Source organism: Paenibacillus taichungensis, assembly GCF_047302525.1.
Taxonomy (GTDB): Bacteria; Bacillota; Bacilli; order Paenibacillales; family Paenibacillaceae; genus Paenibacillus; species Paenibacillus taichungensis_B.
Window position 1 is genome coordinate 6,850,485 of the sequence record NZ_CP168020.1, and the last position, 22,137, is coordinate 6,872,621.

Here is a 22,137-nt window from a genome sequence, read left to right on the forward strand (position 1 = left end):
GGCATGATTTCCAGATTTTATTTTACACGTATCGTATCTTGAAGCTAGAAATACAATGTCCCGCTTTGAAGATTGGAAAATTTAATGGAGGTGAATCTCTTGGCACGTGTATTAGTTGTAATGATGCCTGCAGAAGGGCATATCAATCCGACGCTCGGAATAATCAAGGAACTGATAGAGAACGGAGATGAAGTTGTCTACTGTTGTACGGAAAAATATCGGACAAAGATTGAAGCATTAGGCGCACAATTTAAAGCATACTCCTTCAACGAGGCAACCCTGCTCAACAACCCAGATATGAAGCCATTTGAAATCAAGCACCCTTACCAATTTTTATATATGGTTTTGAAAAAAATTATTCAACGGTTTATTCCGGATGTTCTGAATCTGATCGAAAATGAAACCTACGATTATTTAGTTTTTGACTCCTTAATAGGCTGGGGAGGACAAATTTTAGGCGAAAAGCTGGGAATACCAGCAGTATGCTCAACCACCACTTTTGTTTTTGTAGAGCCTCTCGGATTAGGTAATCAACTGAAGGATGACGATGAGGAGGTCAAAGAGCTATATAACGGCATCATGGAGATGTCCCAGCAATTAGCTTCCCAGTTCAATGTGGCTGTTCCTTCTCTGGCGGATCTTTCAGGGCACCCAGGACAACTGAAGATTGTTTATACAAGCCGTTATTTTCAACCCATGGGGGACAAGCTGGACGACAGCTTTGTATTCACCGGCCCATCTATTACACCCCGCAAGGATGCACCATCCTTTGCAAACGAATCCCTGCATGCCGTTTATAAACAGGCGGTTTATATTTCGATGGGAACCATTTTAAATAAGGATCTTGATTTTTATAAGCTGTGCTTTACGGCTTTTCGGGATTTGCCTGTGCAATTTATATTATCTTCAGGGAAGGATACCGATTTGGAGCCCATTGCTGATCTCATTCCTGACAACTTCATCATCAGACCCTACCTCCCGCAACTGGAGGTTTTGCAGGGTGTAGATGCTTTTCTGACACATGCAGGCATGAACAGTACAAGCGAAGCTTTGTATTATAATGTACCGTTGGTTTTGCTCCCGTTAACCTCGGATCAGCCGCGTGTAGCAGGCCGGGTGCAGGAGCTCGGAGCAGGGGTCATCGTGGATAAAAATAACCTTACACCCGACGTACTGAGAAACGCGGTATTAGAAGTGCTCGGTAATGCCTCCTACAAGGAACATGCTGAGGTTATTGGGAAAACGTTACGCGATGCTGGCGGGTACAAGCAGGCTGCTATGGCCATTAAGAACTTTATGGGCAAGCAGTCGTTATCGGCCACGCCGATCTCTTCGTTTGAATGAAGAGGCGACTGGCCTCCAATAGAACTAGACGAGAAAGCCACTGCCCCGTTAAACGGGGTGATGGCTCTTTCATTTGATTCATCCGCGTATGGAGGGGTAGAATAAACGAGAGGGCATATCACCTTTTCCATATCGTTTTAGTATATCTTTCGCAAAGGAGAGTTTACAGATGAATCATACAATCCCGGAATATACGTTGAATGATGGTTTAAAAGTACCTGCCATTGGCTTCGGTACTTATAGCTTAAAAGGAGAAAAAGGTGTTAAATCCATAGCGTCTGCGATGGATGCAGGTTACCGACTGATTGACACAGCGTATAACTATGAGAACGAGGCAACTGTCGGAAAGGCCATTAAGCAGAGCTCTGTTTCCAGAGAAGAGTTGCTGATTTCATCCAAACTGCCAGGGCGTTACCATGCTTTTGAAAAGGCGATTGTAGCCATCCAGGAATCCCTGTACCGAGCAGACCTTGATTATTATGATCTATATTTGATTCACTGGCCGAATCCCAAGCAGGATATGTATGTGGAAGCGTGGCAGGCACTCATTGAGGCCAAAAAACGCGGATATATCCGTTCAATCGGAGTTAGCAATTTCCTTCCGGAACATAATGACCGCCTGATTAAAGAGACGGGAGTGGCGCCAAGTCTGAATCAGATTGAGCTGCATCCATTCTTTGACCAAGCCGATCAGCGGAAGAAGGACTCGCAGCATGGTATTGTTAATGAATCCTGGAGTCCTATTGGGCGTGGCAATGATGCAGTACAGGATATCGTAAAAGATGAGCAGATCCTTCGTATTGCCGAAGCTCATGGCAAAACGGGTACTCAGGTTATTTTGCGCTGGCATACCCAACTCGGTTCAATTCCTATCCCTAAGGCAGGCTCTCTTCAACACCAGCAAGAAAATATCGACATTTTCGATTTCGAGCTGAGTGAGAAGGAGATGGAAGTCATTTCTTCTTATAATCGTGAGGATGGACGGTTGTGGAATCAGGACCCGAGTGAATACGAAGAATTTTAAATTATTGAATTTGAAAACGTGCGATTCACCGTAAGGTGAGGAAAACGAGCATGAAGGAAACGTAGCCTCCTATTCTACAAAGATGTAGATAGGGGGCTTTGTGTTGTATAAAAAAAGTGAATGCAATTGGAACAGGAGTAGTATGGGCGAAGTTATTGATACAGCTAACTACTCCACCAGTTTTTCAGACCTCTGCGCCATATCCTGTAAAACGCGAGCCACCCGACTTCTTCTGCCTTTTGCTTTTCTCTGTATTCTTGCGAGAGATTTTTTATACGCTTCCACATCTGTTTGAAGCGCGAAGTGTTTGGCGGCAATCCGTAATGTTTTCTTTAACAATCGTGCGGAAGAACGTGTTGTTCTGGACCGGAAGCCTCTGCGCAAGATTCGCAGCGTTTTTTTGTAGGTTTCCAGGTCAGCTGATGGTGGTACAACGCAGAATAAATTGAGTGCGGAATCATTGAATCCATAGGTTTCAAGCATGATTTTCAGATTCTCTGTGTTGAGCACTTCCCCTCGGAAATGAGTGGGATGTTCCTGATGATAACCCACGACCTCTTTCATGCAGTAGAAGGGCACTTTCAAACGATGCAGCCTGTAGCCCAGATCCCAGTCTTCAAGCCCATAAAGTACAAACCGTTCATTAAAACCACCGACCCGATTCAATAGACTACGCCGAATGGATACGCACCGAGTGACAAGCAACATCCAGGGAGCCACATCGGTGCTGGCAAATTGCTTGATGACACCAATCGGTATTTTGGTTGGGAAAATGACTTTGGACAATGCATCTGTCTGATGAATGATATCTTCCGGTGTAACCAGTGGGATAATTTCATTCGCTGCGTCAAATTCAGGACGCCATAAGTTTGAAGGGGTAAGGATTGAACGGCAATGTTCTTTTTCCGATGGAGAGAAGTCTGGATAGTAGTGGGTATAAGCATCGGCAAAAGAATGCGGAAAACCTGAAACGACTGCTCTGGGATTTTTACGATGATATTGACGCACTGTTCGGATAAATTCAGGTAATGCCAGAAAGTCAGCATCACAGAAGATAACATACAGACCTTTGGCATGCTGAAGCCCCAAATTCCGAATCGCTGATCTGCCACGTTGTTCCGTTTGGGATACGTAGGTCAAAGAATATGAAGACTGGAATGCCTGTACCTGTTCTTTCGTTCCATCAGTGGAACCGTCATCAGCTACGATGACCTCGAAAAGGTGCTTCGGATAGGTTTGTGTCTCGAGGGCTGCCAGTGTAAGCAATAACTGATGAGCCCGATTATAGGTTGGGATAATGACGCTGTAGCGGATCGCCATTCCTGTTTCCTCCTTCACGTTGTTGGACGCTCCTTATGAAAAAATCGAACACGTTCAAGTAAGAAGTGATAATAGTTTATTCCATATAAGTGGCAGCGACTGGTCAAACACCCTATGATTTTGGAAACGGGCTTGATCGATCTCCTTCTTTTGCTTACCGTTCAATCTGGAAATATGATCTTGATCTCTTGCATTCATGTGTAAATCCTGTGCTGCACAAGGAAATATCAAATTTTGGATATGTCGGCAAGAATGGAGGATAGCCAATATAGCGGGCAAACGGTAACTTTATGGAGAGCGATGACAGGGCTGCTTATCCACGATACATATTCAATGGGGGGACGTGAAGTGATGAAAAGGTCATGGAGAAAACGACTGACAATTGGAATCTGCCTAATGATGAGTATTGCTGCTCTTGGGGGCTGTTCAGGAGACAACGGAAGTGCAGGTGAAGCAGGAGGAGATGGACCTACCCCCATTTCAATCTGGATGTCGATGAATACCAATGCTTCCATCACACTCAAGAGCATGAATGAAATTACGGCGATTAAGGAATGGGAGAAGAAAACCAATACCAAAATCGAATTCCAGCATCCCGCTGTGGGTGCCGAGACCGAACAGTTCAATGTCATGATTGCCTCGAATCAGCTGCCTGATGCCATGTTTGTAAATGGAGATTACGCCAAACTATTCAATGATGGTATCATCATTCGACTGAACGAACTCATTGATGAATACGCTCCCAATTTGAAAAAAATCCTGGAGGAGAATCCCGAGGTTGCCAAACAGTTAAAAGCCGACAACGGAGATATCTATGCAATACCGCATCTGCGTCTGGGGGAATACAAAACCTTCGGGGGTACGTTCATCCGTCAGGATTGGTTGGATGAGCTGAAGCTGGAGAAACCGGAAACGATTGAGGAATGGGAGACGGTACTCAAGGCCTTCAAGGAAAAAAAAGGCGTAGCAGCGCCCCTGTTGTTTGGTGCACCTCCCAAAATGAGCACTATGGGACCAGCCGCACCGACATATCTAGAGGCTTACGGCATCACTAATAACACGTTTATGAAAGATGGCAAGGTAGTCTATGGACCAATTGAGCCGGAATATAAGGAATTTCTAACGATGTTCCATCGCTGGTATCAGGAGGGATTGATTGATCCCGATTTTGCTACTAATGACCAGAAAACATACGACGCCAAAATTTTGAGCAGTCAAGCTGGTGCGTTTTTCACCTTCATCGGTGGAGGTGTAGGCCGCTATCTGCCCGCTCTGCAGGAAACGGATCCGAATGCCAATCTGACAGCAACCCAGTATCCGGTGCTGAATAAGGGTGATGAGCCGATGTTTACCGGACGTTCCTGGGAGTGGAGCAGTAGCGGCGTTGTGATCACCAATAGCAACAAACATCCAGAGGAAACGGTCAAAGCACTCGATTATTTCTTCAGTGAAGAAGGACATATGCTCAAAAATTTCGGTGTGGAGGGCCTCACCTATACGATGAAGGACGGTTACCCGACCTATACTGATGAGATTTTGAAAAATCCGGAAGGTCTGTCGGTTGCTCAGGCCATGGCCAAACATTTTATTGCGAACTATCCCTTCGTGGGGGAGGATGACGATCGGTACAACGAGCAATATTATCAGCTCCAACAACAGAAGGATGCGGCGGTTCTGTTCTCCAAATACAGCGATAATACACTGAAGGTAGGCCTTCCTCCTACCAGTCTGACGACAGAAGAATCCACGGAGTACAGCAAAATCATGAGTGATATTGGAACTTACCGGGATGAGATGTTCGTCAAATTTGTCATTGGGGTCGAGCCGATTGAGAACTTTGACAAGTTTGTTGATCAGATCAACAAGTTTAACGTTAAACGGGCTATTGAAATTCAGCAAGCTGCCCTGGACCGTTATAACGCCAGATAAGGAAGAGATGTTCACGGGTGGTGAAGCCTTTTTACGGCTTTGCTGCCGTGGATGCCCTCTTTGGAATGAAAAAGGAAGGGGATGAAGGAGTTGTCGCACAAGCTTTCCTTGTTATGGCTCAATTACAAAAAGAATAAAGCCATCTATTGGATGGCTCTTCCCGTCGTTTTATATTTTCTCGTCTTCAAATACCTGCCGATGTACGGAGCCATTATTGCGTTCAAAGACTACTCGGTGGGCAAAGGCATATGGGGCAGTGATTGGGTCGGATTGCAGCATTTTCGTGATTTCTTTCAGAGCTATTATTTCTGGCGGATTTTGAAGAATACTCTTTTGTTAAGTTTTTATCAACTGTTGTTCGGTTTCCCGGCTCCCATTCTTCTTGCCCTTCTGCTTAATGAGCTTCGACATGAAATCTTCAAACGCACGGTGCAGACGATCTCGTACATTCCCCACTTTATTTCCATTGTCGTCATCTGCGGCATGATTGTTGATTTCTCATCCCGGGATGGACTGTTTAACACCATCATTGGTTATTTTGGTGGACAGAGCAGCGCGCTTCTCAGCGATCCGGCCAATTTCCGTACCATTTATACCGCCTCATCGATCTGGCAGGAGCTTGGCTTCTCCAGCATCATTTATTTGGCTGCGCTTAGCGGCATTAACCCCGAGCTCTACGATGCTGCCAACGTGGACGGAGCGAGTCGGCTTCGCCAGGTGTGGCATATCACGCTTCCCGGCATCATTCCGATGATTATGATTCTCCTCATACTCCGCATTGGTGGACTGATGGAGATTGGGTTCGAGAAAATTATTCTGCTCTATAATCCGAATGTGTATGATACAGCAGATGTGATCTCGACGTTTGTCTACCGCAAAGGGATTAGTGAAAGTGCCGAATTCAGCTATACAACCGCGGTGGGTCTCTTCCAGTCTGTCATTAACTTTGCGCTGCTAATCGGTGCCAACCGCCTGTCTAAGGTGATATCCAATACCAAGCTGTTCTAACCTAGAACGAGGTGAAGGGAGGGATTTCTTTTGCGAATGAAAAGGTCCATTGGAGAGCGGTTGTTTGGCGGTGCGAACGCGATTCTGATGACAGGGTTGATTATCGTAACTTTGTATCCGCTGCTGCATGTGCTGAATGCATCGCTTAGCGACTCAGGTCAACTCATGGCCCATAGAGGCCTGCTGCTTTCCCCCAAAGGAATTACAATGGAGAGCTACAAGCTGGTGCTAAGCAACCCCAACATTCTGTCCGGATACCGGAATACGATATTCATTGTGGTGGTGGGCACGGCGCTTAATCTGCTGTTCACCATTCTGGGGGCGTACACGTTGTCCCGCAAAAGCTTTATGCTCCGCAATCCGATTATGCTGGCGATTGTATTTACGATGTTTTTTAACGGCGGAATCATACCGTCTTATCTGTTGATCAATAACACGCTTCATATGGGCAACAGCCTCTGGGCTCTGATTGTACCCGGTTTGATCAGCAGCTATAATCTGATTATTATGCGGACTTCCTTTGCGGAAATCTCGGAAAGTCTACTAGAGTCGGCCCGTATAGACGGGGCGGGAGAGATGCTCATTCTCTGGCGGATCGTAGTGCCATTGTCCATGCCCGTTATTGCGGTGATGATTCTTTTTTACGGCGTCGGTCACTGGAATTCATGGTTCAGTGCGATCCTGTATATTCGGGACCGGAACCTGTTTCCACTTCAACTGGTGCTGCGAGAAATTCTGATTCAGAACAGTACAGACTCGATGACAACAGGAGCGACCGCTATGGACAAAGAGGCCATCGGGGAAAGTGTAAAATATGCAACGGTCATGGTAGCCACCCTGCCTATATTGTTCATCTATCCGTTTCTACAGAAATACTTTGTTAAAGGTGTTATGATCGGAGCAATCAAAGAATAGAGTTGCCTTATGCCAAGCCATGCCCAAATATCACAATGTGAGGAGGAGACGCATGAAGAGAAAAAGCATCCTGTTATCCTGGGGCATTTCTTACATGGTCATTCTGCTCATACCGATTGTGATCGGTGCTGCTGTTTTTGCCGAGTCTCGCATGTTGCTTGAGGAAGAAGTTAATCGTTCCAACATGGTGCTGTTATCTCAGGTACAGGAAACCATTGATAACCAGATTGGCGATATTGGCAGCATTAGCAATCAATTAATGGCTGACTCCCAACTCATGAGCTTCATTAATCATGCGTCTGAACAGGATGCCCGCTGGAGGTTCATGGGGATTGATCTGATCAAAAACCTAAAATCTACACGCGTCGGAAACGGCTTGATTAGTGAACTGTATATTTATATCAAACAATCCGATATCGCGTTGTCCTCTTCTTCACTCATTCAAAAAAATTATCTGTATGACATGTTCTATCAGGGCACCAATGTAACCGAGGAAGCGTGGACCCGGCTTATGCATGATTCCGGTAAGAGCATGTACCGAAAGATGGAGGTTCGGAGTGAAGATCGACGGATTGAAGACACGCTGGTCTATATTCAGCCGTTTCCTATCCAGAATGGCGCTGACAGCCCTGCGACCTTCGTCGTTAACCTGGACCCTAACCGATTCCAGCAAGCCATCGATAACGTACGTTTGGAAAAAGAGAGCACTGTATTCATTTTGGATCACGATGGTCAAACGTTATTTTCTACCGGATCACTTGAAACCCCTTACATGAAGGGGGAGGGTCTTAACCTTTTCAATGATGTTGGGAAAAGAACGGAAACGATCGATTGGAACGGAGAATCCGTGACCATATCGCAGATTTCTTCTAAGATCCAGGACTGGAAGTATGTATCCATCATACCTACCCGAATCTATGCCAAGAAGCTGACGGTTATCCGCGATATTACTCTTGGAGGCGTTGCCGCAGGACTTATCCTCGGTGGGGTGGCAGCCTGGTGGTTCACCAGACGGAATTACCGTCCGCTGGGACGGATCATGAACATTATCTCGGATAAGGTCAAGTGGAAACTGGAGCAGCCGGACGATGAATATGGCATTTTGCAATCTGTTCTGATCCAAGCCTGGGAAGAGCAGGATCAATTTGCGAACAGGCTCAAGGATCAGCAAAGCGTTGTACGGAGCAGCCTACTCTCCAAGTTGATGAAGGGAAGGGTACAGGTGGGTGAGGAGTTTGCTTCGGCGCTGGAACGTTCGGGCATTCGGTTCGAGACGGATTCGTTTGCCGTATTGCTCCTGCACATTGAGGATGTTGAAGGGCTGTTCCGTTCCAGAGTACGTGAGCAGGACCAGGAGGAGAAGCATCAATTTGTGCACCTGATTCTGACCAATGTGCTAGAGGAAATGATCGGCTCAATCGGTCATGTATACTCTGCGGACATTGATGGAAGAATTGCGTTCCTGATTAATATTCGGAAGTGTGAGGAGGATACCAGTCATCAGCTAATTCGTGCAGTCGAAGAAGCCCAGCGTTTCATCGGCTCCCGATTCTGCGTGTACTTCTCTGTTGGCGTTAGCCATGTTCATCACCGTATTGCGGAGATCGCAGATTGTTTCCGTGAATCGGAAGAAGCGCTGGAATACAGGTTGATTCTGGGGATCGGTCAAATTATTGACCCGAACCGGATTCGTCGGCCCAAGGAGGAGCTGTATTACCCTCTCGATCTGGAGAGACAGCTCATCAATTATATTGCTACAGGGAATTATGCCCGTTCCACGGAAGTGATGAACGAAATTCTCATGACCAATTTTGCAGGAGAGCCCTTATCTGTTGAACTGGCTCGCTGTCTGATGTTTGAGTTGATCGGTACCTTTCTGAAAGCTACGGAACAGATTAAGACGGATGATCAAAACGAGATGACACAGCGCAACGATCTGATTCGGCAATTGTTTGCATGTGAGACCTTTGAGGAGATCGAGTCCGAATTGCTGCGGATACTGGAGACGGTATGCCAGACAGTGCATGAGCGCAAGCGGTCCCGCAGTGAGGAATTGAGGGATCAACTGGTGGAATTCATTCATGAGAGTTATGCAGATGTCAATTTGGGCTTGACTCATTTATCCGAGCGGTTTCGTTTTCATCCAACCTATGTCTCCAAGTACTTCAAGGAACAGACCGGAGTCAACGTGATCGATTACATTAACCAATATCGAATTGAGCAATCCAAGAAAATTCTAGAGGCAGAGGAACTGACGATCCAGGACGTATCCGAGCGGGTGGGTTTCCTGAACAGCAATTCGTTCATTCGTGTCTTTAAGAAATATGAGGGAATTACACCCGGCCAGTATAAGCAAAACAGCAGACTTGTCCAGCAAGAGGGTTGAAAAATATTACTTGCCTAGAGGAGGAACTGTTCCATGTGGAAAAAAGCTATTGAAGATGCACTCAATGTCACTCGGCGTAATATAGATCGATTCGAGGGACGCTTTCCCCATGTTAGTAATGGGGATGAGCATTATGTGCTTAATGATAATACGGAGTGGACGGCAGGGTTCTGGTCAGGCATCCTGTGGTTATGCACGGAGTATACTCAGGACCCGAGGTTTCGTGAGGCTGCCGTGAATAGCGTCGATAACTTCCGTCGGCGAATGGAGCAGAAAATCATTTTCGATCATCATGATATTGGCTTCCTCTATTCGTTGTCTTCTAAGGCACAATGGATTGTGGAGCATGACGCCGCCGCTAAAAAACTTACGATCGAAGCTGCCGATATGCTGATGAAACGCTGGCGTGAGGATGCTGGACTGATTCAGGCTTGGGGACGTAAAGGCGATGTGAACAACGGAGGGCGAATTATTATCGATTGCCTGCTCAATCTTCCGCTGCTGTTCTGGGCGTATGAACAGACAAATAACGAGGAGTATCGCCGTGTTGCTGAGCTGCATGCGCTGAAAAGCCGCCGTTTCCTCGTTCGTGGAGACGACTCCAGTTATCATACCTTTTATTTTGACCAGGCTACCGGAGAGGCCATTCGAGGCGGTACGCATCAAGGCTACAATGACGGCTCTACCTGGACTCGCGGACAGGCATGGGGGATATATGGTTTTGCACTGTGTAGCCGCTATCTGCAAAGTGCAGAAATGCTGGAGACAGCCAAACGTCTTGCCCGTTATTTCCTTGCCCATCTTCCGAAGGACGAAGTAGCTTACTGGGATTTTGATGCCCCACAGACGCCTGAACCGAAACGGGACAGCTCTGCATCGGCTATTGTTGCCTGTGGTCTGTTGGAAATTGCCGGACGGCTTGATGAAGCCGATCCTGAGCGTGAGGTATTTCAGAACGCAGCGGAATCGTCCATGAAATCCTTAATTAATCATTATTCCACGCAGGGCTCCGATACAGCGGAGGGTCTGCTGAAGCATGGCTCATACTCCGTAAGAGGTGGGGATTCACCTGATGATTACACGATCTGGGGCGATTATTTTTATCTTGAAGCGTTAATGCGTCTTGAACGAGGTATTCCTGGCTATTGGTACGATCGTCAATAAAGTGATTATGAACAAGTTCCTTGCCGATGAATTAAAATATTTTGACCCAAAAGAAAAAGCAGCGATTCTTCCGTGATGACAGAATCGCTGCTTTTCAATCTTTATATTTGAAAACGTGCTGTTAAATTTGCGTTTTTGGCGCAAGCTCAATGGCGGAACGAATGGCGGCCAGCATGCTTTTGTCATCGGCGATGTTTTTGCCTGCGATGTCAAAGGCTGTTCCATGGTCTACAGAAGTACGGATAATGCCGCCTTTGAGACCTACCGTAATATTCACACCTTCTTCAATGCCCATGACCTTAATTGGGGCATGTCCCTGGTCGTGATAACAAGCCACAACGATATCAAAATCGCCACGGCCAGCGCGGAAGAATAACGTGTCCGCCGGAAGTGGACCAACCACGTTAATGCCTTCCTTTTGCGCACGTTCGATGCCGGGCTGCAGTTTTTCTTCCTCTTCACCATTACCGAACAGTCCGTTCTCACCTGCATGCGGGTTAATACCGCAAACAGCTACACGCGGATTTTCGAAGCCAGCTTTTTTCAAAGTATCATGAGCCAGTTTAACCACAGTGTATGTTCTTTCCGGGTTGATGCTCGCAATGGCATCAATCAGACCCATATGCGTCGTAAGGTGAATCACTCGCAGATTGGGTGTAGTCAGCATCATGGAGAAATCCTCAGTATCGGTCAAATCAGCCAAAATCTCGGTGTGACCTGGATACAAGTGTCCACCTAGGTGCAGCGCTTCTTTGTTCAGAGGCGCCGTGCAGATGGAGTGAATTTGCTGTTTTATGGCCAGATCAATGGCTTTCGCCAGAAACTGAAATGCTGCATCTCCCGCAACGGCAGATACTTTTCCATATTCCAGATCTGCAGGAACGAGATCCAGATCAATAACGTCCACAGTACCGAATTCATACTTGGCTTCGGATGGCTCATGAATGGCATTTACCTTCAGACTCGATCCGATGACAGGCAGGACACGCTCCAATATTTTCGCATCGCCAATGACGAGTGGATTGCAGTTGTTGTAGACCTCCTGATGGCCTAATGCTTTCATAATGATCTCGGGTCCAATGCCTGCTGCATCTCCCATTGTAATTCCAACGGTTGGTTTCATACGGTAACTCCTCCTTTTAATTTTTCAATCGCATGGATGAAGACGTCGGGCTTGCCGAATCCGCCCGCTTTGGTAATCACGTGCAGATCCTCAATTCCAATAAATTTCGATATCGGTACACCAATTTCAAGCTCATCAAGCAGCTCAAAACCACTGATATTCCACTTCATACAGATTTGCTTAGCTGTATCTCCGCCCGTCATGGATACACCTTTGAAGTACCCATTCTCCAGCAACTTGGCGCAGATTTCACCTATGGCCCGTACAATTTCATTGCTGACCTCGGTGTGATTAAGTCCTCTGACTTCACCCGTAGCACGTGCTAGTTCAATATCTACCTGTTCGGCGGTTGAATAGAGGACAACGTCATTGCCTTCCACGGCTTTGGCCATCACTTCCTCATACACACGATCGATTTCTTGCTCACGATCTGCCGAACCCGATACGGCTTTGAACGAGTGGAACGGGATGGATGATACGTTTGTTTTCTGTAGCAACTGCTTGAGCTGCTCACGAGAGTTTTTGTTCACACTCCCTACAACGGTGAGGATCGGACCCGGATTCGCCAGAATGGTCAATTCCGCTGACTTGGCTCCCAAGCTGTAATGAGTGGGAAGGTAGTTCGCGATACCTGCCGAGCCTGCCCAGGCAAATGTATAATCCAACTCGCTGGTGATATTAAGGATCTGCTCTAGGTGTTGCTCATCCGTCGAGTCGACGAGGATATAGGGAATGCCGGTTGCCTTAAAGGTTTCCAGTTTCGTCTTCATATGATCTGTACCCGATTCAAGATCACTCACCGTAATCTCGCCCACTTCATACTTGGTCTGAAGCTTGAGTAAATCCGGAAGATATGAAAGGGTCACAGGTGTCTTCGGATCATTCGCAATCTCGGTATCGGCCAGTGGAACGCCGTTCAGATAATGTGTGCCATTAAGAATGGTGCGGTTGTTCTTGGGATAGCCCGGGGCAATCATCATGAAGTCCGGTTTGACCACATCATACAAAGCGTCGATCTCGATCCCGATGTTTCCGCGCATGGTTGAATCCATTTTTTTGAAAATGGCGCCAAATCCGTTCTTTAACAGCAGTTCGGCTGCTCGACTAACCCGCTGATACGCATCCTCCGGTGTGATGGAACGGCTATCGGTATCAAAAACGACCGCATCGTAATTACGAATGTTATCTTCGTCCATGTTGAATAGTACGCTTGTCTTTAATCCATGACGGGCAAGCTGCACCCCGCTGTCATTGGCGCCGGTCAAATCATCTGCAATAATGGCTAATTTCATGCAGTCATCCCTCCTTGAAAATCAAAATTAAATATAAGTCCGGTCAGCTAAATTCAATGCATTTATGTGGACGGTCTTTGATTGTATTTCTCGACACCGCCTGATTTCTCCAGCCTTTTGGAAAGGAATCCGATGAAGATCGGCAGCAGAATGGCGGTTGTCACAACACTCGCCGCAATCTGCACGGTAGCGATTTCAGCAATTGGAGCAAATGAAGCATTGGCAGCCACGATGGCAGCAGGTGTACCTACAGCGTTACCGGCTGTGGAACCTTCCGAAGCTCCGACAATGGGATTCCAGCCAATGGCTTTGAAGAGCAGGTAGCCGACGCCGCCAGTAATCAATACAGTAATTACACCCAGCATGATGCCGCTAAGTCCGCCTTGAATGATGGACGAGAAGTTGATTCCCATACCCAGTGAAAAGGCGAAGAATGGAACGAGCTTGTCGCTGCCTTTGTGCAGCCATTCAGCAAGGTTGCGATCCAGGTTACCGATAACAACACCGACGATCAGTGGAAGCAGTACGGCTACAAAAGCCATCGGGGAGAACATGCCGTTGGCGAAGCCCATCGCACCGAAAATAGAGAGTGCAACCATGGTAAGAAAAGGTCCATCGCTGAGTGCGAGGAACGGATAAGCCGCCTTGTCATCCTCTTTGCCGTATTGTCCGGCCAGCGCGATGTACAGTCCACCATTGGAATTCGTCATTGCAGCGATAATAGCAAGCGGTGCCAAACCAAGGAATAAACCATTGGAATCCGCAAAATAGATGGCGATCAAACCTAATACTGCACCAACTGCCCACTTGAACACAAGCAATGTAACGCCTTTACCAACCGAAGAACCTGCTGTCTTGAACGTAATTTGTGTACCAGCAATCAACAGGAACAGGGCGATCAATGTACTTGAGCTATTTACGAACAGGGCTTCCGTGAAACCCCCGATTCGCAAAGCATTCGGAAAGAATGTGTTAATGGTTGCACCGAGCAACAGGGGAACAACCATCATACCGCCAGGAATACGATCTAATGTTGCTTTAATGTTCATAGTAGTGGCTCCTTATGAAGTAATCGTTTTTATAAAGCGTTTGCAGGGATTATGTTATCCCATATTGTTTATTTTAGCAACACTTAATTATTGTAAATTTTAAGTAATAACTTTATGTGTTTAATTATGCAACACTTATGATCGTAAAAAAAGCGTAAACCTAAAGTTACTCTTTAAGTTTACGCCATAAGGTGGCACGGTTAATCCCCAAGCGGTCGGCCGCCTTGGATTGATTATTGTTTTCCTCATGTAGAACGAATTGAATAATCTCTTTTTCGATTTCTTTCAGCGTACCACTAAGCTTCATCGTATTGGATGAGGGTTGTTCACCGAGCAGATGTGATAAGGTCTCGGCTGAGATCACGTAGTCCTGTTCATTCAATGCCGCCTGTTTGATAAGATGCCTCAACTGGTTCACTGTCATATGCGGAACTTGATCTCTGATTAGCTGCAACGCGTCCTCTTTCATCTTCACCGCAACAGTCCCATACTTCTGGTAGTAATCGCTGAGGAAATGCTGGATCAGTGGTGCAAGATCCTCCTGTCTGTCCACAAGGCTTGGCATAATGATCGTATTCAGCTCGATATCCAGGGTTCTATTTGGGTTCAATCCCTGTTCCCCTAGAATGAATACTCCAATCCGCCTTTGTAGACAGGTCTGAATGAATGAGATCAATTCCTCATCCTTCGAACCATTTTCCAAATGATTAATCTCCACGTTGCGCACTTTGGAGAGTGGGATTTTGTGCAAATGGCCTGGAGGAACCTGGGCAAGATCGATTTGAAGCATAAGCCCACCGCTGGAGTACATCTGATGAATATGTTTTACCAGAAAAGATTTGCCCGAATCCGCTTCGCCTAGCAGATAAATGGGTTCATGGTTCTCGTAAAGCGCCCGGATGTTCTTCAATACGGCCTGCATGGCAGGGGATTCGGCAACGATCGGCTCCATGGATATATCGGTATACGCCGTTATGCCAAATTGTGCAAAAGCATAGGGCTGTCCTTTTTCAAGGGAGTATACTTTATAGCTTTTGTTACTTAACGTCGTTTCATAGGCTGTCACCGTAAGCTGGTAATCATCCACGATGAACACATTTTGAACTTGGGATTGATGGAAATCCAGGTTGGTATTGGTGAGATAAATGTGATTATCGGTGAGTGGATTTTGCTCAAAATCGGTCAAATTCTCGAATACAACCTCGTTCTGCTCGTTTAAAACAAGAAGATTAGGATGCTCTTGGGTGACCAGATTGTTCAGTATGACGGATATCGCGTGATTTTTGCTTAAGTACCGATATACCAACTGTGCATCTTCAAGCGCTCTGAGGATGGATTCCTTGCCAGATTGGATCAGCAATCCTTCCATTCCATAGGTTTTGGCCGTATTCACGGTGATGACATCGCCAACAATCTGACGGTACCCTGACGCTTTCAGCTCCAGCAGCAGCCGTGCCACATCCTCGGAGCTGCGTATGGTATACACCTTTAAAGGCAGTTCCATTAGATCGATAATCGACTGTGCCCCTGAAGTAATATTGGCAAAGCCAACGATAGCGGTTTTGCCGTTGAACTGGCTTGCCAGCGTTAGGGAGCGTATCATGTCATATCCCGACAACTGCACATCAATAACGGGAATGGTTACGGCTTCCTTGATTAGTTGGGCAGTACCACCGCGGCTAATCATAATTTCAGCACCGTTTCGTTCGGCTTGGGCCGCCAGTTCGGCGCCTTTCATTAAGTCGCCTACTTCACACTGAATGGCTAGCTGGGGAAATAGTGGAATGCACTCTTCTATAATAGTAGTCATGGATTCATAAGGAGCGATAATATGAACTCGTGTACGCATAATTTTCCTGCCTTTTATAAAAATCATTCATGGTTCCTACTGGTACATCAGACCAGAGGGCTTTCCTTATTATAGCCAACTTGCAGAGGAATGGCATCCCTGGCTCCTGACGGATTCAGTTATGCTGACAAGCAAACAGATTATCTGGATGTATTCTCCTCCTTGGAAGTGTGATAAAGATCACGGAATACAACATTCGAATTTATCAAACAGGAAGCACAACTGGCGCAGATTGCCGAATACGTTCATGCTAATTTTGACGTCGATCTGCTGGATGTCTTCTTCACAGCGGTAGAGAGCCTTCCCGTCGAATGCTGATGTCTGCGTCTCGATCAGGGAATATCCCTTAACCATCAGCAATGGGCTGGTGGTTTTTCTTTTATAATGTAATGGGATTATGTCACGCTCGGATGACTTCAGATTTATTGTTGCAGTGGCAGTAAATGAAACCTTAATGCCTATATTCATGTATTATAGTATACATATGAACTTATCGAAGGAGGAACGAATGATGGGAATCTTATCGAGGTTTAGGGACGTGATGAAAGCGAATGTGAACCATGTGCTGGCTCGGGCGCAAGATCCGGAGAAGACGGTGAATGAATATATGCAGAGCTTGAGCAGTGATCTGGGTCAGGTGAAGGCAGAGACGGCTGCGGTTCTCTCAGATGAGAGCCGGGCGAAGAGGGCTTTGGACGAATGCAGTGCAGAGATTAAGAAATTACAGCGGTATGCAGAGAAATCTGCGGAGTCTGGTGATGAAGACAAGGCACGTGGTTTTCTGGAAAAGAAGGCAGAGCAGACTAAGAAAATGAATGAATTACAAGCTGCCTATGATCGGGCTTCTGCTAAAGCCAAAATGATGAAGCATATGCACGAGAAGCTTGTTGCGGATATGGGGCAATTGGAAGCTCGGCATACCGAGCTGAAGGGCAGAATGGCGGCTGCCAATGCGCAACAACAGGCCAATGAACGGAACGCCTCAGCTGCCAATGTGAATGCTGCTTTGAAGGCGATGGAAGACAAAGCGAATCAGGCGCTTAACGAAGCTGAGGCTTTGGCTGAACTCCGTGCTGGGGCACAGGAAGATGATCTGGATGTGCTAATTGCGCAGTTGGAGCAGCAAATGAATGCCGAAGCGGGTAATAATGCACAGATGACGCCGAGTCCAGAGGAAGAGCTCGCAGCAATACAGAAGAAATTGGAAGATAAATAACGATATATAAAATGTCATACATTTCGTTAAACATTGAGGTGAGCAAATGCCGGTAATCGAGTACAAGTGTCCTAACTGCGGCAGTGGAATGCTTTTTGATAGCGCAACTGGAGCGTTATCCTGCCCCAGCTGCGGACGACAGGATAATATCGAACAGATCCCCGATCCGCTGAAGAAACAGGTGTTCACGGAGAATGAGGTCAAGGAGTATCACTGTAACAGCTGCGGCGCGGATATTGTGACTGAGCCGGAGACAAGTGCAACGACATGCAGCTTCTGTGGAGCTGCCGTTGTTCTGAGTGATCGACTGACGGGAGATCTGGCACCGGCCATGGTTATTCCCTTTTCAATCAGTAAGGATGAGGCCAAGCAGGCGTTCAAAAAGTGGTGCAGAAATGGCTTGCTGACACCTAGCGGATTCATGACGGCTGACCGGGTCAAGAGCATTACCGGGATTTACGTGCCCTTCTGGTTATATGAGTTACATAACAAAATTGAAGTTCATGGTCGTGGCACAAAAATCAGAACCTACACGCAGGGTGATTACCATTACACGGAAACACAGCATTTCGATATTTACCGGAGAATCCGGCTTAATTATGTGAATCTGCCCATTGATGCTTCGGAGAAAATGAAAGATGAACTGATGGATAAGCTGGAGCCATTTCCTTATAACCAGTTAAAGCTTTTCAAAACCCCGTATCTCGCCGGGTATATTGCGGAAAAATATAGTTATACCGATGAGGAACTATACCCGCGTGCCAAGGAAAAAACGAGCTCTTATATTGATTCTTATATTGCATCAACGGTTTCAGGCTATAGCAGTGTCAGCTACACGGACAAACAGATTGATACTACGTTAAAAAATGCAGACTATGTGCTGCTTCCGGTGTGGATGGTTTACTATGACTACAATCGTGCGCAGTATACCTTTGCCATGAATGGCCAGACGGGGAAAGTGGTGGGTAAACCGCCCATTAGCAAAGCTAAAGTTGCCGGATGGTTCGCAGGAATTTCAGCCGTTTCTTTGTTGTCATTGAAGCTGGTCTCCTGGATGATGGGAGGTGGATTCCTGTGAGGATAAGAAAACATCTGGCATGGATGGCAACGCTCATTTTATTTTTGATTACTCTCGTTTCTCCATTGATTCCAATGTCAGTGGTATCAGCAGCAGACAGCAAAAACCTGATTTACGATGAGGCTAATCTGCTGAACGAGCAGGAGAAAAGTGAACTGAATGCATTGGCGAATGAGTATGGGGCGGAGAGGCAAACAGACTTCGTTATTCTGACAACGAATAATACGGAGAATCAGGATGTACAGCTGCTGACCGAGGATTTCTATGATGAGCACGCTCTTGGGTATGACAAAGCGCATGGAAATGCGGTCATTCTGACGTTGGATATGTACAATCGGGATATTTATCTGGCTGGCTTTTATAAAGCCGAAGATTATCTGGACAATGGTCGGCTGCAATCAATCCGAAGCAGGATTACCTCTGAATTATCTAGTGGGGATTACAAGCTGGCTTTTGAGAAATATATTAAGCTTTCCTACAAATATATGGGGTATGAACCTGGTGTGAACCCGAACAATATTTTATTTAACGGTTGGTTCCAATTGGGAGTATCTGTATTAATCGGAGGCGTTGTTGTTGGGATTATGACTTACCGTTCTGGCGGACGTGTGACGGTCAACCGGGCGACCTACGAGGATTCGAGTACTTCCAGCGTAATTGATCGTCAGGATCGGTATATTCGTACAACGGTAACCAAACGCAAAATTGAGAAGAACAATAACAATGGTGGCGGAGGCGGCGGGGGTGGAGGTACCAGCCGAGGCGGCCATTCGCACAGTGGTAGTAGAGGATCTTTCTAGCAGGAAAATAACAATTTAGCTTATGATGATGCAAAATGCTTACTATAGAAGGGATGGGAACGAGTATGGGATTTTTCAAAAATCAATTTTCAAATGTGGTGGAATGGGAAGAGTTCAGAGATGACATGATTTTCTGGAAGTGGAGTAACCGTGAGATCAAGAAGGGAAGTAAATTGATTATCCGTTCGGGACAGGATGCGATCTTCCTGAATAACGGCAAGGTGGAAGGGATTTTCGAAGACGAAGGGTCGTTTAATATCGATTCCGAGATCATTCCGTTTCTGTCTACCTTAAAAGGATTCAAGTTCGGATTCAACAGTGGCATGCGGGTTGAAGTGCTGTTTGTGAATACGAAGGAGTTTACGGTTCGGTGGGGTACGCAAAGTCCGGTATTGATTCCGACTCCTCAACTTCCAGGCGGGATGCCAGTTCGTGCGAATGGTACATTTAATTTTAAAGTGAGTGACTATGTTACATTGATCGATAAAATCGCGGGTATTAAGCAGAGTTATCTGGTCGAGGATGTCAAAATCCGGATTACGTCTGTGCTCGATCAGTTGCTAATGAAATGGATTAGCCGTGAGGGTAAGGACATGTTCAACCTGCAGGCGAATGCCTCGGATATTGCCAAAGGTATTCAGGAAGATCTGGATATGCAGATGATGGACATTGGGATTGGAATCACAGGTTTCCAGGTGATGAGCTTCAATTATCCGCAGGAGATCCAGGATATGATTACGAAGACTGCTTCACATGAAATGATAGGCAATTTGCAAAAGTATCAGCAGGTCAGCATGACTGATGGCATCTCATCCGGTAAAGTTAAGGGTGGCGGCGCTGCTTCGGATATGGCGGGCATGATGATGGGCATGAACATGGCAAATGAAATGATGAAGAACATGAATCAGAACCAGAACAACCAGAACCAGAATCAGAATTCGGATCAAAAGCCTGCGGCTAATCAAAACAGCGATGCAGGCGCATCTTCTTCGTCTGGAGACAATAAAAAGCCAAATTTCTGTCCGAACTGTGGCGCAAAGAATGAAGGAGCAAATTTCTGTCCAAACTGTGGTCAGAAGTTGGGTTAACACATATCTAAATATAAAAGGGCTTACTCTAAGGTCAAACTTTGGAGTAGGCCCTTGTTTCATTTTATTTTAAATGGGAGAAAACGGTTGACAATCCATGACAAATGATTTATCTTTAAATTAAGATATTTAATTTGAATATAAACTAAACCAAGAAAAACAAATATCTTAATTCCGATTTACGAGGAGAGATCCAGATGATGATCCCAACATTGACCAGAATCAACGAACTTTCAAGAAAAGCCAACGCGGCAGGGTTGACGGAGATGGAGAAAGCGGAACAAATTCGTCTGCGTCAGGAATATCTGCAAACCTTTCGTGGTTCGATCAATGATATTCTGCTGAATGTAACCATCTATGATCCGAACGGCGACGACGTCACTCCGGATAAATTGAAACAGGAACAGGCCCAACAAAATAATAACTGACTCAGCTCGGTTTAATATCTTAATTTAAAGATAATATAAATGATCATAAATATAAATAAAGCACATATCTGGCTATCTACAAATAACTATTCCCATTCCAAATGTTCGTTAAACCAAGGAGGAAATTATGATGACAATTCAAACTGCAGGTATTCACCATATCACAGCTTTTGCGGGAGATCCGCAGGCCAATGTCGACTTTTATGCTGGTGTCTTGGGACTTCGTCTTGTGAAAAAAACGATTAACTTCGATGCACCAGACGTTTACCATCTGTACTTTGGGGATGAGAACGGAAGTCCAGGTACCATTATCACATTCTTCCCATCAGCCGGATCACCGCGAGGCAAAATTGGTGGCGGTCAGGTCGGCATCACCTCATATGTGATTCCACCTGGGACTATTGGCTTCTGGCAAGATCGGCTGGATCAGTATAACATTGAGGTAACCAAAACAAGTCGTTTTAACGAAGAGCTGCTGCAATTCGAAGACAGCGAGGGTTTGCGTCTCGAGCTTGTTGAACGTGAAGAGGGTGCAGCGAGCACCTGGGTGCATGAAGGCATTCCCGCGGACAAAGCCATCAAAGGATTTGGAGGTGCCGTGCTGTTCAGCGTCAATCCGCAGAGAACGATGGATGCGCTGGACAAAATACTCGGATTCACCAAAGTAGATGAAGATGAGGAGTATGTACGATTCCGGTCTATCGGAGATATCGGTAATGTCGTGGATGTTCCTGTCACCCGGATGGCTTTGGGGGCAGGCGGAGCAGGGACGGTCCACCATATTGCGTGGCGTGCCAAAGATTTTGCAGAGCACGAGCAGTGGAGAGAAGCTGTACAACAGTACGGCTATCAACCAACCCCAGTTCGGGACCGTCAATATTTTAACGCAATCTATTTCAGAGAAGCGGGGGGAATCCTGTTCGAAATTGCTACCGATCCTCCTGGATTCGCGAAAGATGAGCCTGCGGAGTCGCTAGGACAGAAACTCATGCTGCCCGAATGGTTTGAACCATACCGTGCCCAAATCGAAGGCAATCTGCAGCCGATTCAAGTCCGGACGTTAGAGCCTTCGCATACTATGCTGGCACGTTAAAGAAGGGCCAGAACAAGTAATCTTTTTGATA

Annotated in this window: 19 protein-coding genes; 13 read left to right on the plus strand and 6 right to left on the minus strand. The window is 46.3% G+C overall.

Going from position 1 to position 22,137, the window contains the following annotated elements; all coding sequences use genetic code 11:
* The first annotated feature begins 99 nt into the window (after positions 1 to 99).
* Both ACDJ58_RS30970 and ACDJ58_RS30975 read left to right on the plus strand, forming a co-directional pair.
* Positions 100 to 1,344, plus strand: coding sequence for a macrolide family glycosyltransferase (locus ACDJ58_RS30970; RefSeq protein ID WP_413374465.1), 1,245 nt, complete (start codon positions 100 to 102; stop codon positions 1,342 to 1,344).
* Between the two features lie 169 nt (positions 1,345 to 1,513).
* The gene (locus ACDJ58_RS30975; RefSeq protein WP_413374466.1) at positions 1,514 to 2,368 is read left to right on the plus strand and encodes an aldo/keto reductase; all 855 of its coding nucleotides are present in this window, start codon (positions 1,514 to 1,516) and stop codon (positions 2,366 to 2,368) included.
* A 168-nt stretch (positions 2,369 to 2,536) separates the two neighbouring features.
* On the opposite strand, the gene ACDJ58_RS30980 is transcribed toward ACDJ58_RS30975, so the two are convergent.
* Positions 2,537 to 3,688, minus strand: a complete 1,152-nt coding sequence (locus ACDJ58_RS30980; protein WP_413374467.1) for a glycosyltransferase family 2 protein — start codon at positions 3,686 to 3,688, stop codon at positions 2,537 to 2,539.
* A 240-nt stretch (positions 3,689 to 3,928) separates the two neighbouring features.
* Here ACDJ58_RS30980 and ACDJ58_RS30985 point away from each other — a divergent pair, with 240 nt between their 5' ends.
* The 5 genes from ACDJ58_RS30985 (at position 3,929) to ACDJ58_RS31005 (ending at position 11,090) form a co-directional block, all read left to right on the plus strand.
* Complete coding sequence (locus ACDJ58_RS30985; RefSeq protein ID WP_413379895.1) at positions 3,929 to 5,617, plus strand: extracellular solute-binding protein; 1,689 nt, start codon at positions 3,929 to 3,931, stop codon at positions 5,615 to 5,617.
* Between the two features lie 81 nt (positions 5,618 to 5,698).
* On the plus strand, positions 5,699 to 6,625 hold the full coding sequence (locus ACDJ58_RS30990) for an ABC transporter permease (protein ID WP_179262176.1): 927 nt from the start codon (positions 5,699 to 5,701) through the stop codon (positions 6,623 to 6,625).
* A 30-nt stretch (positions 6,626 to 6,655) separates the two neighbouring features.
* Positions 6,656 to 7,540 (plus strand): carbohydrate ABC transporter permease, encoded by an 885-nt coding sequence (locus ACDJ58_RS30995; RefSeq protein WP_413374468.1) that lies wholly within the window; start codon positions 6,656 to 6,658, stop codon positions 7,538 to 7,540.
* A 52-nt stretch (positions 7,541 to 7,592) separates the two neighbouring features.
* Complete coding sequence (locus tag ACDJ58_RS31000) at positions 7,593 to 9,926, plus strand: helix-turn-helix domain-containing protein (RefSeq protein ID WP_413374469.1); 2,334 nt, start codon at positions 7,593 to 7,595, stop codon at positions 9,924 to 9,926.
* A 33-nt stretch (positions 9,927 to 9,959) separates the two neighbouring features.
* Positions 9,960 to 11,090: a glycoside hydrolase family 88 protein gene (locus ACDJ58_RS31005; RefSeq protein ID WP_413374470.1), complete on the plus strand. Its 1,131-nt coding sequence runs from the start codon at positions 9,960 to 9,962 to the stop codon at positions 11,088 to 11,090.
* Positions 11,091 to 11,211: 121 nt separating this feature from the next.
* On the opposite strand, the gene pdxA is transcribed toward ACDJ58_RS31005, so the two are convergent.
* From pdxA to ACDJ58_RS31030, 5 genes are all read right to left on the minus strand, one after another.
* Complete coding sequence (gene pdxA, locus ACDJ58_RS31010; protein WP_413374471.1) at positions 11,212 to 12,213, minus strand: 4-hydroxythreonine-4-phosphate dehydrogenase PdxA; 1,002 nt, start codon at positions 12,211 to 12,213, stop codon at positions 11,212 to 11,214.
* Positions 12,210 to 13,505: a four-carbon acid sugar kinase family protein gene (locus ACDJ58_RS31015; protein WP_413374472.1), complete on the minus strand. Its 1,296-nt coding sequence runs from the start codon at positions 13,503 to 13,505 to the stop codon at positions 12,210 to 12,212. The genes pdxA and ACDJ58_RS31015 overlap by 4 nt, the downstream gene beginning before the upstream one ends.
* A 62-nt stretch (positions 13,506 to 13,567) precedes the next feature.
* Positions 13,568 to 14,554 carry a 2-keto-3-deoxygluconate permease gene (locus ACDJ58_RS31020; RefSeq protein ID WP_063566472.1) on the minus strand — a complete coding sequence of 329 codons (987 nt, stop codon included), beginning with the start codon at positions 14,552 to 14,554 and terminating at the stop codon, positions 13,568 to 13,570.
* A 166-nt stretch (positions 14,555 to 14,720) separates the two neighbouring features.
* On the minus strand, positions 14,721 to 16,403 hold the full coding sequence (locus ACDJ58_RS31025; RefSeq protein ID WP_413374473.1) for a PrpR N-terminal domain-containing protein: 1,683 nt from the start codon (positions 16,401 to 16,403) through the stop codon (positions 14,721 to 14,723).
* 180 nt (positions 16,404 to 16,583) lie between these two features.
* Entirely contained in the window at positions 16,584 to 16,763 is a 180-nt protein-coding gene (locus tag ACDJ58_RS31030) for a hypothetical protein (RefSeq protein ID WP_413374474.1), read from the minus strand.
* Positions 16,764 to 16,914: 151 nt separating this feature from the next.
* Between ACDJ58_RS31030 and ACDJ58_RS31035 the strand changes: the two genes are divergently transcribed.
* The 6 genes from ACDJ58_RS31035 to ACDJ58_RS31060 all read left to right on the plus strand — a co-directional run bounded on the left by ACDJ58_RS31035 (position 16,915) and on the right by ACDJ58_RS31060 (position 22,106).
* Positions 16,915 to 17,619 (plus strand): PspA/IM30 family protein, encoded by a 705-nt coding sequence (locus ACDJ58_RS31035; RefSeq protein WP_413379897.1) that lies wholly within the window; start codon positions 16,915 to 16,917, stop codon positions 17,617 to 17,619.
* A 46-nt stretch (positions 17,620 to 17,665) separates the two neighbouring features.
* The gene (locus ACDJ58_RS31040) at positions 17,666 to 18,697 is read left to right on the plus strand and encodes a TFIIB-type zinc ribbon-containing protein (protein WP_413374475.1); all 1,032 of its coding nucleotides are present in this window, start codon (positions 17,666 to 17,668) and stop codon (positions 18,695 to 18,697) included.
* A gap of 2 nt (positions 18,698 to 18,699) precedes the next feature.
* The gene (locus ACDJ58_RS31045) at positions 18,700 to 19,497 is read left to right on the plus strand and encodes a TPM domain-containing protein (protein WP_413379899.1); all 798 of its coding nucleotides are present in this window, start codon (positions 18,700 to 18,702) and stop codon (positions 19,495 to 19,497) included.
* Positions 19,498 to 19,562: 65 nt separating this feature from the next.
* Entirely contained in the window at positions 19,563 to 20,585 is a 1,023-nt protein-coding gene (locus tag ACDJ58_RS31050) for an SPFH domain-containing protein (RefSeq protein ID WP_413374476.1), read from the plus strand.
* 200 nt (positions 20,586 to 20,785) lie between these two features.
* Positions 20,786 to 21,013, plus strand: coding sequence for a DUF896 domain-containing protein (locus tag ACDJ58_RS31055; protein ID WP_063566529.1), 228 nt, complete (start codon positions 20,786 to 20,788; stop codon positions 21,011 to 21,013).
* Positions 21,014 to 21,143: 130 nt separating this feature from the next.
* Positions 21,144 to 22,106, plus strand: coding sequence for a ring-cleaving dioxygenase (locus ACDJ58_RS31060; protein ID WP_413379901.1), 963 nt, complete (start codon positions 21,144 to 21,146; stop codon positions 22,104 to 22,106).
* The last annotated feature ends 31 nt before the right edge of the window (positions 22,107 to 22,137 follow it).

What these genes read in the sequence shown, in the direction of transcription:
- ACDJ58_RS31055 (WP_063566529.1), top strand. Translation starts at nt 20,786, where the DNA reads ATGATCCCAACATTGACCAGAATCAACGAACTTTCAAGAAAAGCCAAC.
- ACDJ58_RS31000 (WP_413374469.1), top strand. Translation starts at nt 7,593, where the DNA reads ATGAAGAGAAAAAGCATCCTGTTATCCTGGGGCATTTCTTACATGGTC.
- ACDJ58_RS31035 (WP_413379897.1), top strand. Translation starts at nt 16,915, where the DNA reads ATGGGAATCTTATCGAGGTTTAGGGACGTGATGAAAGCGAATGTGAAC.
- ACDJ58_RS31050 (WP_413374476.1), top strand. Translation starts at nt 19,563, where the DNA reads ATGGGATTTTTCAAAAATCAATTTTCAAATGTGGTGGAATGGGAAGAG.
- ACDJ58_RS30975 (WP_413374466.1), top strand. Translation starts at nt 1,514, where the DNA reads ATGAATCATACAATCCCGGAATATACGTTGAATGATGGTTTAAAAGTA.
- ACDJ58_RS30990 (WP_179262176.1), top strand. Translation starts at nt 5,699, where the DNA reads ATGAAGGAGTTGTCGCACAAGCTTTCCTTGTTATGGCTCAATTACAAA.
- ACDJ58_RS31020 (WP_063566472.1), bottom strand. Translation starts at nt 14,554, where the DNA reads ATGAACATTAAAGCAACATTAGATCGTATTCCTGGCGGTATGATGGTT.
- ACDJ58_RS31060 (WP_413379901.1), top strand. Translation starts at nt 21,144, where the DNA reads ATGACAATTCAAACTGCAGGTATTCACCATATCACAGCTTTTGCGGGA.
- ACDJ58_RS31025 (WP_413374473.1), bottom strand. Translation starts at nt 16,403, where the DNA reads ATGCGTACACGAGTTCATATTATCGCTCCTTATGAATCCATGACTACT.
- ACDJ58_RS30980 (WP_413374467.1), bottom strand. Translation starts at nt 3,688, where the DNA reads ATGGCGATCCGCTACAGCGTCATTATCCCAACCTATAATCGGGCTCAT.
- ACDJ58_RS31005 (WP_413374470.1), top strand. Translation starts at nt 9,960, where the DNA reads ATGTGGAAAAAAGCTATTGAAGATGCACTCAATGTCACTCGGCGTAAT.
- ACDJ58_RS31040 (WP_413374475.1), top strand. Translation starts at nt 17,666, where the DNA reads ATGCCGGTAATCGAGTACAAGTGTCCTAACTGCGGCAGTGGAATGCTT.
- pdxA (WP_413374471.1), bottom strand. Translation starts at nt 12,213, where the DNA reads ATGAAACCAACCGTTGGAATTACAATGGGAGATGCAGCAGGCATTGGA.
- ACDJ58_RS30985 (WP_413379895.1), top strand. Translation starts at nt 3,929, where the DNA reads ATGTCGGCAAGAATGGAGGATAGCCAATATAGCGGGCAAACGGTAACT.
- ACDJ58_RS31015 (WP_413374472.1), bottom strand. Translation starts at nt 13,505, where the DNA reads ATGAAATTAGCCATTATTGCAGATGATTTGACCGGCGCCAATGACAGC.